Below are 11,941 nucleotides of genomic sequence, written 5' to 3'. Positions count from 1 at the left end.
CCGTTGTGTACGGAAGGCTATCCATCGGCGGTAAAGCCGGCGTGAGCTAATTCCCCATCCGTGCGCCGGAGTTCACGCTGCGGCTGGTCGAGGCACGATCGGGACTCGTTTCGCCATGACGAACTGATGATCCCTAGTATCGGCCGGGTGACTACCGGACGACGACCACAGACCAGGCTCGGCAGCCTACTGGCGGCCCTGGCGATAACGGGCGCCTCGCTGCTCCTCGGCCTGCCCGCCCACGCCGACGAACCATCAGCCGGGGCCGCTCCCAAGACCAAGGAGGCCCCCCGGGTCGACCTCGTCCTGGACGTCAGCGGCTCCATGCGGGAAGCGGACATCCAGGGCAAGAGCCGCATCGCGGTGGCCCAGCAGTCGCTGAACGAGGTGATCGACGCGCTGCCCGCGGAGACCGAGTTCGGCATCCGCACCCTGGGCGCGACCTACCCCGGCAACGACAAGGCCCTGGGCTGCCAGGACACCAAGCAGCTCTACCCGGTCGGCAAGACCGACAAGGTCGAGGCCAAGACCGCCGTCGCCACCCTGCGGCCCACCGGGTTCACCCCGATCGGGCTGGCCCTGCGCGGCGCCGCCCAGGACCTCGGCAAGGGCGAGACCACCCGCCGCGTGGTGCTGATCACCGACGGCGAGGACACCTGCACCCCGCCCGACCCCTGTGACGTCGCCCGCGAGCTCGCCTCCCAGGGCATCCACCTGGTGGTCGACACCCTGGGCCTCGCCCACGACGACAAGACCCGCCAGCAGCTGCTCTGCATCGCCAACGCGACCGGCGGCACCTACACCGACGTCCGCACCCAGGAGCAGCTCACCGACAAGGTGAAGCAGCTGGTCGACCGCTCCAACGACACCTACACCGTGACCCCGGTCAAGACCACCGGCACCGACAAGTGCGAGAACGCCCCGGTCCTCGCCCCGGGCGTCTACACCGACCGCGAGAAGTTCTCCGAGCACCGCGTCTACAAGGTCCCGGTCAAGTCCGGCCAGGAGCTGCGCGCCTCGGTCAGCGTCGCCTTGGACCGCCCGGTGGCCCGCGACTACGGGGTGCTGCTCCAGGCCACCAGCGCGACCGGCCAGGAGCTGGTCCGCGGCACCGACGCCGGCAGCTCCCGCACCGACGTGGTCTCCACCGGCCTGCGCTGGTCCACCGCCGACTCCAAGGGGTACGTCACCGCGAGCCCCACCGCCTCCAAGGACGCCAAGGACAAGCCGGAGACCACGGTCTGCCTGGTCGTGAGCAACTCGCTGGCCCCGCAGGCCGGCGTCCAGGCCGACCCGGGCATGCCGCTGGAGCTGACCGTCGACCTGGCCTCCGCCTCGCCCGCTCCCGAGGGCGCCGCGATGGGCCTCGGCCGCGGCTGGATCCTGCTGCTCACCCTCACCCTGGCCGGCCTGGCCTTCGGCCTGGTCTTCGGCTGGATCGCGCGCTGGCGGATCTCCGTCTGGAGGGAGAACTGACCATGCGTACGACGATCCGCGGCGCCCTCGCCGCCCTCGCCCTGCTGCCCGCCCTGGCCCTGAGCGCCCTGGGTGCACCGACCGCCTCGGCCGCCTCGCCGTCCCCCTCGGCCAGTGCGAGCGGCACCCCGGCCCCGGCCACCAAGGCCGGCACCTCCTTCCTGACCGCGGTCAACCTCTCCCCCGGCCAGGACGCCAACGTCGCCGTCTCCACCGGTGACTACCTGTACTGGGCGTTCGGCGCCTCCGAGGGCCAGACCCCGACGATCAGCCTGGCCGTCACCCTGGCCCCCACGGCCGACCGGCACGGCCCGCAGACCTGGTCCGTCGAGGTCTTCGACGGGCTGCGCCGCCGCCAGGCGTGCACCGCCGGCACCCAGAACGCCACCGCCGAGCAGGGCGCCGCCTCCCTGGCGCTGGACTGCACCCTGCGCGAGGTCCGCACCTGGGCCGAGCCGTGGTCCGGCGACCCGCTGCCCGGCACCTACTACGTGCGGCTGTCGGTCAGCGACGTCCCGCAGCCCGACCTCGGCCTGGCCTCCGCGGTCAAGCTGCACGTCGCGGCCGAGGGCGACGCCGACAACGCCCAGCCGGAGGGCGGCGAGCTGAAGGCCCCGCTGGTCCCGCCGGCGGGCGGCGGCGCCAGTACGGCCAAGGCGGCCGCCCCGGTGGCACAGGAGGAGCACTGGTACACCGGCTGGTTCTCCGGCTGGAACAGCCGCTGGTACTGGACGATCGGCGGCGGCTTCCTGGCCGCGCTGGCCGGCGTCCTCGGCTACAACCTGACCCGGCACCCGCACGGCCACCGGCCCGGCCGCTACGGCTCCGTCCCGGCCCAGGGCTCCCACCCGAGCGGCAGCTACACCGGCTCCGACCGCCCCTGAGGGGCACCCCGAGAGCCCGCGGAGGGCCGGCCGGACGTCGTTCCGGCCGGCCCTCCGGCGCGTTCGCGGGCATCGGTCAGCCGCGGAACAGGTTGTGCCCCACGTCGGACGGGACCTCGTCCTGGACCGGCTTGCTGTCCGGCCCCGGCACGTGCTCGCCGGGGATCGGCTCGTCGCCCTCCCGGTGCAGAAGCACGACCCCGTCCTCGGCCCACACCTGCCGGTAGCCGTGCGCCAGCAGCAGCCGGATCCGCTCGGCCTGCTCCTTGTCCGTCTTGAACGGGAAGGACCGCTTGTCGCCCCGGGTGAGCACGTACTCGCGCCCGCGCGGTGTGCCGTCGACCAGCACCACGTCCGTCCGGGCGGTCAGCCGCGGCGCGATCTGGTTGTCCGCCTCGACGAACGCCCCGTCCGGGATCAGCGCCGCCGCCCGCACCAGCGCCGCCTCGCTCGTCTTGGGCTCCCAGGAGGACGGTAGGGCCAGCGGCAGCAGCCCCATCGGCACCGCGGCCAGCAGGGCGATGCCGGCCGCGCCGAGGCCCAGCCGGCGGGCCCGCCGCACGCTCCGTTCCGGCCGCCCGACGGCGCTCAGCCGGCCCAGCACCTCGATCGCGGCGGTGAGCAGGACCGGCCACAGCAGCGAGTCGTAGTGCCGGGCGATCGACCAGTGGTTGGGGTTGCTGGACAGGATCCGCTCGGCCAGCAGCGGCAGCGCGCACAGCACGGTGGCCGAGCGCAGCGGCAGCAGCAGCGTGGTGCCGAACAGCCAGAGCAGCAGCAGCGGCTTGAGCGGCTGGTCGAAGGCGGCCTGCACCAGCAGGAACGGGTCGTGCAGCAGGTTGCGCAGCGCGTCGCCGCCATCCGTGCCGAGCGAGCCGTAGTTCCAGTAGTAGCCCGGCTCCCCGCCCATCGCCGGGATCAGCCAGGTGATGGCGACCACCGAGGCGACCGGCCCGCCCAGCAGCAGCCCGAGACCGGTGAGGCGGCCCGCCCGGTCGCCGGTGCGGCGGGTGCGCAGCAGCAGCACCAGGCCGTACGCCCCGGCCATCAGGCCGAGGTCCTCCTTGGTGCAGCACAGCAGCAGGGCGGCGAGCACCACGGTGCCGTACCGGCGGGCCAGGCCGCGCTCCAGCATCAGCAGGGTCAGCGGCACCGCGAAGGCGACCTCGTGGAAGCCCACCCGGGCAGCCACCAGCAGCGGCCAGCCGAGCGCGTAGACCAGGCCGGCCAGGTCGGCGGCCCGACGGGCGGTGCGCGGCTCGGCGGCGGCGAAGGCGTGCCCGGCGATCCGCCGGACCAGCGGCACCCCGGCCGCGAACAGCAGCGACTGCCCGATGATCAGCGAGCGCGGGTCGTCCCAGATCCAGTACAGCGGCGCGAGCAGCGCCAGCACCGGCGAGAAGTGGTCGCCCAGCAGCGAGAAGCCCGGCGGGAACTCGTGGTGGAAGCTCTTCAGCGTCGAGACGGGCAGCCCGAAGTGGGCGTAGCCGCGCACGCCCTGGTCGAAGATGCCGAGGTCGAAGCCGCCGAGCGACACGGACGTCCAGCCCTGCAGGCCGATGGCGCAGGTCACCGCGAAGCAGAGCGCGGTGAGCAGCGCGGTGCGCCGGGCCGGGCCGAGCAGGACGGCCTCGGCCAGTCGGCGGGCGGCCGGTCCGGCGGCGGCCGGCGGCGGGGGTGCGGTCTGGGTGGTCACGTCGGGTCCGATCCGTCCGGTCTGGGTCCGTGGGTCCGGTCCGTCAGGTCCGGTTCGTCAGGGCGGCTTCGCGGTCCGGCCTGGTGGCGAGTGGGGTCCCGGCGCCGTCCGCGGCCTGCCGCCGGGCGCGGTACAGCCGCACGCCCAGGGTGACCAGGACGGCGATCGCGATCGGCGGGTAGATCGCCCCGGGCAGCTGCCAGTACCAGGCGACGCCGCGGCCCCACCGATGCGGCACCGTCCACATCACGTGGGAGAGGAACACCAGCAGGGTCAGGCCGAACAGCACCTGCCGGCCCCTGGTCCTGGCCTCCACCGCCAGCAGGGCTAGCAGCGGGACGCACCAGACCCAGTGGTGGGTCCAGCTGATCGGCGAGACCAGCAGCGCGGTGAGCGCGGCACAGACCGCGCCCCAGGCGTCGGCCCGGCGCAGCATCCGCGTCGAGCGTCCGGCCAGCACCGCCACCCCGAGCCCGAGGGCGGCGACCAGCGCCGAGGCGACGAGCCCGACCGGGCCCGGGTCGTTGACGTCGAGCAGCCGGCAGACGGCGCCGCGCAGCGACTGGTTGTCCACCAGGACGGTCACGCCGACCCGGCTCGGGTCCCAGAGGTAGGTGGTCCAGAACCCCCGCGAGGCGTCCGGCAGCGCTGCCCAGCCGATCAGGCCCGCCGCCAGGAAGGTGCCGGCCGAGACCAGGGCGGCCCGGACCCTGCCGGTCAGGAACAGGTAGACGGCGAACAGGCCCGGGGTGATCTTGATGGCGGTGGCCAGGCCGATGCCCACGCCCTTGAGGCGGTGGCCGTCCGGGCGGGTTAGGTCCCACAGGACCAGGCAGAGGATGCCGAGGTTGACCTGGCCGTACTGGAAGGTCGTGAAGACCGGCTCCAGCCAGATGCCGAGGCCGGTCGCCAGGATCACCACGGCCGCGCGGTGCTGCTTCGGCCAGCCGGCCAGCTTGAGCGACAGGTGGACGGCCGCGGCGAGCAGCGCGTAGTTGAGGAGCATCACCAGGATGCGCAGGGTGCTCACGTCGAACCAGGTGCTCGGCACGAACAGCATCGCCGCGAACGGGGGGTAGGTGGCCGGCAGGTCCCAGCCGGGCAGCCGCATCGCGTACAGGTCCTCGCCGCGGACGACGGCCTCGCCCTCGGCCCGGTAGACCAGCATGTCGACCATGGTGGCCCCGTGGGTGTGCCGGAACCAGGCGAACACCGCCAGTGACACCGCCGCCACGCAGGCCGCCGGGAGGGTCCAGGAATTCGATCTTCCGGTTTCCGCTGCGCCGCCGGCCCGTTCCGGGCCCGTCTGCCGCCCCCACCGTTTCAGACCGAACTCGCGCACCGCGATGGCACCCCGTCGAGATAGACCAGATCGTTCCCTCGTCAGCGTCTGGGCCCACCCACCATAACCGACCCCTCCGAGCCCCAAACCGCGTCAGAAACGGGCCCGGAAGGGTGATGTGATCTCGCCCACAGCCACCCCGGAACCGGCCCCGGCCGCGGGCCCGAAGCCCAAAACGCGAAATCCCGCCGGGAGTTGCCTCCCGGCGGGATTTCGTCGACCGACCGGAGTCGATCTGCTGGGTGGAGCTGAGGGGATTCGAACCCCTGACCCCCTCGATGCGAACGAGGTGCGCTACCGGACTGCGCCACAGCCCCAACGAGAAGAAACTCTAGCACCTTTCGGAGGGGGTCCGTGACCACCCCCCGGGTCGCGGCGCCGACGGGGGGTGGCCCTGGTCATTCGTTGGCCGCGCGCGGGCGCGACTCGGGGGCCTGCGGCTCGGCGTACTGGTCGAACAGCGGGGTCTTGCGGGGCTCCGCGGGGCGGCCCGCCGTCCAGGTGCCGGGGGACGACAGGTCGAGGCCGCGGGAGACCCTGGGGGCGACCGGGGCGGTCACGTAGGTCGGCAGCGGGACGGGCACCGGCTCCCAGGAGTCCGGGCCGGCCGCACCGCGCTCGCGCATGCCGTCGACCCACTCCTCGTGCTCCGTCGCCTCGGCCACCGCGGAGGCGGAGGACACCGAGACGGTGGGCTGCTCCGGGTCCGCCGCCAGCCGCAGGTGCGCACGGCGCGCGGCCCGCTCCCCGACGGGCGGGGCCGGGGCCGGCTCCGCGGCGTCGGGGGCCTCGGCCGGGGCGTCGCCGGGCGCCGGGGCCGCGGCGCGCTGCTGCTCGCGCTTGCGCAGCCGCTCGGCCGCCTGGGCGGCCCGGACCCGGTCGAGCTTCACCTCGTACCGCTGGCGCTCCAGCTTGCGCAGGTGGCCGATGTACAGGGTGAGGAGGACCGCCGGGACGGCCGGGACCCAGAGGAAGGCCAGTCCGGCCACCGCGGCGACCACCGCGCCGAGCGCGAAGGAGAGGAAGAGGGCGGTGACCATCCGCCGCCGGCGGGCCAGCAGCCGCGCCCGGCGCTCGGTCCCGGCCATCGGCCCGGGCGCCGGCCGTTCGGCCGGGCGCTGCGCCGGGGGTTCCGGCTCCCGCGCGGGGTCGCCGGAGGCGGTCGCGTCCCGTTCGGGAGGACCGTCGTTGCTCTGCTCGTCGTCACGCGGTTCGTCGCCCAGGGCCCGGGCTGCCCGCCGCTCCAGCGCCGAACGCCCGGCCAGCAGGCGGATGGCGGTGCTGAAGCGTTCCGTCGGGCGCGCCTCGTTGAGTTCGTCCTGCCTGCGGAGCCACATCGGCACCAGATAGGCGGCCCAGGCCCCTACGATGACGGCGTAGATAAGGCCGCTACTGCTCACGATTCACACCGTACGGGCGCCGGGAAGGCCTGGCAGCAATTTGGCACGGCGTGTCGTGTGATCAAGCTGATTCTCCGACTATTTTGCCGCTATTTGTGGGGGTCCGGTGCCCCTCCGATGCCATATCGATATTTGTTTCGAACATATATTCAATTACCTGAGTCGCGCCCTGAACTGAGCGCCCGCCAGCGCTCCAGCATCCCCTCCGGGACCTCCTCGTCGGTCAACGCGTAGACGAGGTGGTCGCGCCAGTCGCCGTCGATGTGGAGATAGCGCGGACGGATTCCCTCCGAGCGGAAGCCGAGCTTTTCCACCACCCGTCGGCTCGGGGTGTTCTCCGGACGGATGCAGACCTCGATCCGGTGCAGCCCGAGCGTGCGGAAGCAGTGGTCCACCGAAAGCGCCACGGCGGTCGGGATGATGCCGCGGCCGGCCACCGCCTCGTCCACCCAGTACCCGATGTTGGCCGAGCACATCGACCCCCAGGTGATCCCGCCGACGGTCAACTGGCCGACCAGCTGGCCCTTGTAGACCACGACGAAGGGCAGCATCCGGCCGGCCGAGGCCTCGCCGCGCAGGAAGCGGACCATCTGCCGGTACGTCGGCCGGGGGCCGGCCGCCCGACCCGCCGGGCCTGGCGGCACGGTGGCCTCCCAGCGGCGCAGCCAGTCCCGGTTGCGGCGGCTGACCTCCTGCCACTCGCGCTGGTCGCGGGCCCGGATCGGGCGCAGCACGACCTCCCCCTCCCGGAGTTCTACCGGCCAACCGCCGTTCAGTGCGCTCTCCCGGGTGCTGGGGCGTCGGTCCGGGGGTGGTCCCCGCCGCCGAGCTGGTCGACGGCGTGGGCGAGCAGCGGCTCCAGGACGGCCAGGCCGTCCCTGACGCCGCCGGTCGAGCCCGGCAGGTTGACGATCAGGGTACGTCCGGCGAGCCCGGCGAGCCCGCGGGAGAGCGCCGAGGTCGGCACCTTCTCCCGGCCGTACGCGCGGACCGCCTCGGCGATGCCGGGGACCTGACGGTCGATCACCCGGGCGGTCATCTCGGGGGTGAGGTCCATCGGCGAGATGCCGGTGCCGCCGGTGGTCAGCACCACGTCGTAGCCGGCCGCGACGGCCTCGCGCAGCACGGCCTCCACCGGCTCGCCGTCCGGGACGACCCGGGGGCCGTCGGCGGTGAAGCCCATCGCGGTCAGGCCGGCCACCAGCAGCGGGCCGCCCCGGTCCTCGTAGACCCCGGCAGCGGCCCGGTTCGAAACGGTGACGGCCAGCGCCCTCCCGGCCGGGGCCGTCATGCGTCCACCTCCGGGGCGAACCAGTCGCCGCTCTTGCCGCCGGTCTTGCTCAGCACCCGGACGGACTCGATCGTGGCCGCCTTGTCCACCGCCTTGACCATGTCGACGACGGTCAGCCCGGCCACCGCGACGGCGGTCAGCGCCTCCATCTCGACGCCGGTGCGGTCGGCGGTCTTCACGGTGGCGGTGATCTCGACGGCGTCGTCCGCGACGGCGAGGTCGACCTTGACGCCGGAGACCGCGATCGGGTGGCAGAGCGGGATCAGGTCAGGGGTCTTCTTGGCGCCCATGATCCCGGCGATCCTGGCCACCGCGAGGGCGTCGCCCTTGGGCACGCCCTCGCCGCGCAGCAGCTCGACCACCTGCGGGGAGACCCGCACCCGGCCGGCCGCCACGGCGGTGCGCGCGGTGGTGGCCTTCTCGGAGACGTCGACCATCCGGGCCGCGCCCTGGTCGTCGACGTGGGTGAGGCGGTCGCCGGGGGGAGGTGTCGTCACGGGGAACTCCAGGGGCGCGCAGGTCGAATACCGCGCTACCGTACCGTTCCCGGGTCCTGGTGGCCGATCAGGAGTCCAGCAACACCACGTCGACCTCGCTGCCGGCGGGCAGTTCGGTGGTCTCCTCGGGGACGGTGATCAGGCAGTTCGCCCGGGCCAGCGCGCCGACCAGGTGCGATCCGGCGCCGCCCACCGACTCGACCGTGCCGTCCGCCGCCGAGTGACGGCCGCGCAGGAACTGCCGGCGGCCGGCCGGGGAGCGCAGCGCCGTCGGACACACCGCGCGGACGACCGGGCGGTGCACGTCGGCGGCGCCGAGCATGGTGCGGATGACCGGGCGGACGAAGAGCTCGAAGGAGATGTAGGCGCTCACCGGGTTGCCGGGCAGGGCGAGCAGCGGCACCCCGGCCGCGCCGCCGATCCGGCCGAAGCCCTGCGGCTTGCCCGGCTGCATCCGCAGCCGCCGGAAGTCGACGCCGCCGTAGGACTCGAAGACCTCCTTGACCACGTCGTACGCGCCGACGCTGACCCCGCCGCTGGTGACGATCAGGTCGGCCCGGCCGAGCTGGTCCTCCAGGACGGCGCGCAGCCGGTCGGCGTCGTCCGGGACGGCGCCGACCCGGTAGGCGATGGCGCCGGCCTCCTGGGCGGCCGCGGTGAGCGTGAAGCTGTTGGAGTCGGCGATCTGCCCGGGGCCGACCGGCTCGCCGGGCTGGACCAGCTCGCTGCCGGTGGACAGCACCACGACCCGGGGACGCGGGCGGACCTTCACGGTGGGCCGGCCGATCGCGGCGAGCAGGCCGAGCTGGGCGGGGCCGAGCCTGGTGCCGCCCTCCAGCACCCGGGTGCCGGCCGCGACGTCGCCGCCGCGGCGGCGGATGTGCGCGCCCGCGGCGACCGGGCGCAGCACCCGGACCTCCTCGTCGGGGACGGGCGCGGTCATCGCGGCGGCGGCGACCCCGGTGCCGGTGCCGCCGTCGGTCCACTCGACCGGGGCGACGGCCTGGGCGCCGGGCGGCAGCGGGGCGCCGGTCATGATCCGGGCGGCCTGACCGGGGCCGACCTTCGGCAGCTCGGCGGCGCCGGCGGCGATGTCGCCGACCACCGAGAGCACCGACGGGTAGGCGTCGGTGGCGCCCTCGGTGTCGGCGGTGCGGACCGCGTAGCCGTCCATCGAGCTGTTGTCGAAGGGCGGCAGGTCGCCGTCGGCGACCACGTCCTCGTCGAGCCGGCAGCCCTGGGCGTCGAGCAGTCGGAGCTCGATCGCGGGCAGCGGGCCGACCGCGGCCAGCACGTCGGCGAGGTGCTCGTCCACCGTCCAGAGCCGCGGGGCCGCCGGGGCCGGGTCCGTTCCGGTGTCGCAGCAGGCGCTGGGCATGGTGCTGTGCTCGGTGGACCCGGTCATCGGCGGCTCGCTCTCGGTCGTGGTCGTTCCTGCGTCAGTCCTGCATCTCGGTGTCGACGAACTCCCGCAGCCAGGAGCGGAACTCCGGGCCCAGGTCCTCGCGTTCGGCGGCCAGACGGACGATAGCGCGCAGGTAGTCGGCGCGGTCGCCGGTGTCGTAGCGGCGGCCCTTGAAGAGCACGCCGTGCACCTGGCCGCCGTCCGCGGCCTCGCGGTTGGTCAGCTCGCGCAGGGCGTCGGTCAGCTGGATCTCGCCGCCGCGGCCGGGCGGGGTCTCCCGCAGCACCTCGAAGACCAGCGGGTCGAGGACGTAGCGGCCGATCACGGCGTAGGCCGACGGGGCCTCGCCGGGCTCGGGCTTCTCGACCAGGTCGGTCACCTGGAAGACGTCCTCGCCGAAGCCGTTCGCCTTGACGGCGGCGCAGCCGTAGAGGTGGATCTGGGAGGGGTCGACCTCCATCAGCGCGACGACGGAGCCGCCGAGCTGCTGCTGGACCTCGATCATCCGGGAGAGCAGCGGGTCGCGCGGGTCGATCAGGTCGTCGCCGAGCAGGACGGCGAAGGGCTGGCCGGCGACGTGCTGCTCGGCGACGGAGACGGCGTGGCCCAGGCCCTTCGGGTCGCCCTGGCGGACGTAGTGCATGTTGGCCAGCTCGACGGACTCCCGGACCCTGGCCAGGCGCTGCTCGTCGCCCTTGCGGACCAGCAGCTCCTCCAGCTCGTAGGCGCGGTCGAAGTGGTCCTCCAGCGCGCGCTTGTTGCGGCCGGTGACCATCAGTATGTCGGACAGGCCTGCGGCGGAGGCCTCCTCGACGACGTACTGGATCGCCGGCTTGTCGACGACCGGGAGCATCTCCTTCGGGGTGGCCTTGGTCGCCGGGAGGAAGCGGGTGCCCAGTCCGGCCGCGGGAACCACGGCCTTGGTTACCGGCACTCGGGAGTTGGTCGTCGTCATGCGTTTACCTTACTCAGGCACGTTTTCGCCCGGCCGAGCGCAGTCGGACGGCTGGGACAGCGCGTCGCGGGGCCCGGCCACGGTGGTTGGTGTATGGGTCACGACCGGCTGGGAGAGCAGGTCCCCGCCGACACAGGCCGACAGACTACCCGCCTTTTCCGAACGGTCACCTTCACCCTCCGCTCCGTGACCGGGCGGGCAAGTGGCCTGCTCGGGGCGGTCGCCGCCGGGCCTGCCGGGTTCCTCTGGCGGCCGGGTCGACAGCCGCCAGCAGTCGCCGCCGGCCGCCTTGGCCGCGGCGAGCGCGGCGTCGGCGGCGCGCAGCAGGACGGCCGCGTGGGTGCCGTCCTCGGGCAGTACGGCGATGCCGGCGGCGGCGGTCAGGCCGTTGCCGGCGGCGGGGCGGGCCTCGCGCGGGCCGGAGGACCAGTCCAGCAGCAGGTGCCGGCGCACCGACCAGACCAGCCGCTCGGCGACCTGCGCGGCGCCCTCGGCGCCGGTGTCCGGCAGCACCACCAGGAACTCCTCGCCGCCGTAGCGGCCGAGGGTGTCGGCCCGGCGGATCTCCATCGCGAGCCGCTGGGCGAGGTCGCGCAGCACCGCGCCCGCCCGGCCCCGGCCGTGCTCGGCGACGACCGCGTCGAAGCCGGTGATGGCCAGCATCAGCACGGCGAGCGGGCGCGGCCCTTCGGCCTGCTCGGTGTGCTCGGCCCGGCGGGCCCGTTCGATCTCGCGGTCCAGGGTGAGCTGGAGGTGGCGGTAGTTCCACACACCGGTGAGCGGGTCGCAGGAGGCGGTGCGCTCCAGTTCGGCGCAGCGCTCCTCCAGTTCGGCGATCCGCGCGCGCAGCCGCTGCGCCCCGGCGGCGGCCCCGGCCCGTTCCCGCCGCCCGCGCAGTCCGAGGGCGGTGGCGCCGGCCAGTGCGGGGACGCTCAGTGCGGCCAGGGCCTGGACCAGCAGCGGGGTGGTCAATGGGGGCGCCCCTTCGCGTGTCA

General features: G+C 74.1%; 11 protein-coding genes and 1 tRNA gene. 2 read left to right on the top strand and 10 right to left on the bottom strand.

Annotation, left to right across the window (positions count from 1 at the left end; translation table 11 throughout):
- Window positions 1-147 precede the first annotated feature (147 nt).
- Entirely contained in the window at window positions 148-1,476 is a 1,329-nt protein-coding gene (locus ACWDBE_RS29005) for a VWA domain-containing protein (RefSeq protein ID WP_449790393.1), read from the top strand.
- A 2-nt stretch (window positions 1,477-1,478) separates the two neighbouring features.
- Entirely contained in the window at window positions 1,479-2,360 is an 882-nt protein-coding gene (locus tag ACWDBE_RS29000; protein ID WP_449790392.1) for a peptidase, read from the top strand.
- 76 nt (window positions 2,361-2,436) lie between these two features.
- Here the strand turns inward: ACWDBE_RS29000 and ACWDBE_RS28995 are convergent, their stop codons facing one another.
- The 10 genes from ACWDBE_RS28995 to ACWDBE_RS28950 form a co-directional block, all read right to left on the bottom strand.
- Window positions 2,437-4,056 carry a DUF2079 domain-containing protein gene (locus ACWDBE_RS28995; protein WP_449790391.1) on the bottom strand — a complete coding sequence of 540 codons (1,620 nt, stop codon included), beginning with the start codon at window positions 4,054-4,056 and terminating at the stop codon, window positions 2,437-2,439.
- A 43-nt stretch (window positions 4,057-4,099) separates the two neighbouring features.
- On the bottom strand, window positions 4,100-5,290 hold the full coding sequence (locus tag ACWDBE_RS28990; protein ID WP_449790390.1) for a glycosyltransferase 87 family protein: 1,191 nt from the start codon (window positions 5,288-5,290) through the stop codon (window positions 4,100-4,102).
- A gap of 351 nt (window positions 5,291-5,641) precedes the next feature.
- Window positions 5,642-5,715: transfer RNA gene (locus ACWDBE_RS28985), tRNA-Ala, on the bottom strand.
- An 81-nt stretch (window positions 5,716-5,796) separates the two neighbouring features.
- Window positions 5,797-6,798, bottom strand: a complete 1,002-nt coding sequence (gene sepX / locus ACWDBE_RS28980) for a divisome protein SepX/GlpR (RefSeq protein WP_449809503.1) — start codon at window positions 6,796-6,798, stop codon at window positions 5,797-5,799.
- A 149-nt stretch (window positions 6,799-6,947) separates the two neighbouring features.
- Window positions 6,948-7,532 (bottom strand): GNAT family N-acetyltransferase, encoded by a 585-nt coding sequence (locus ACWDBE_RS28975; RefSeq protein ID WP_449790383.1) that lies wholly within the window; start codon window positions 7,530-7,532, stop codon window positions 6,948-6,950.
- 38 nt (window positions 7,533-7,570) lie between these two features.
- The gene (locus tag ACWDBE_RS28970) at window positions 7,571-8,089 is read right to left on the bottom strand and encodes a MogA/MoaB family molybdenum cofactor biosynthesis protein (RefSeq protein ID WP_402409924.1); all 519 of its coding nucleotides are present in this window, start codon (window positions 8,087-8,089) and stop codon (window positions 7,571-7,573) included.
- Window positions 8,086-8,526, bottom strand: coding sequence for a cyclic pyranopterin monophosphate synthase MoaC (gene moaC / locus ACWDBE_RS28965; RefSeq protein WP_392874286.1), 441 nt, complete (start codon window positions 8,524-8,526; stop codon window positions 8,086-8,088). The genes ACWDBE_RS28970 and moaC overlap by 4 nt, the downstream gene beginning before the upstream one ends.
- A 127-nt stretch (window positions 8,527-8,653) precedes the next feature.
- A complete protein-coding gene (gene glp / locus ACWDBE_RS28960) occupies window positions 8,654-9,991 on the bottom strand; it encodes a molybdotransferase-like divisome protein Glp (protein ID WP_449790382.1) in 1,338 nt (445 codons plus the stop codon).
- A gap of 34 nt (window positions 9,992-10,025) precedes the next feature.
- Window positions 10,026-10,946 carry a UTP--glucose-1-phosphate uridylyltransferase GalU gene (gene galU, locus ACWDBE_RS28955; RefSeq protein ID WP_392874068.1) on the bottom strand — a complete coding sequence of 307 codons (921 nt, stop codon included), beginning with the start codon at window positions 10,944-10,946 and terminating at the stop codon, window positions 10,026-10,028.
- Between the two features lie 9 nt (window positions 10,947-10,955).
- Window positions 10,956-11,918 carry a GGDEF domain-containing protein gene (locus tag ACWDBE_RS28950; RefSeq protein WP_449809502.1) on the bottom strand — a complete coding sequence of 321 codons (963 nt, stop codon included), beginning with the start codon at window positions 11,916-11,918 and terminating at the stop codon, window positions 10,956-10,958.
- Between the last annotated feature and the right edge of the window lie 23 nt (window positions 11,919-11,941).

Source organism: Kitasatospora sp. NPDC001132 (genome assembly GCF_053598415.1).
The sequence above is the reverse complement of the archived record's forward strand: the minus strand, read 5'-3'. Positions and strand labels throughout refer to the sequence as shown.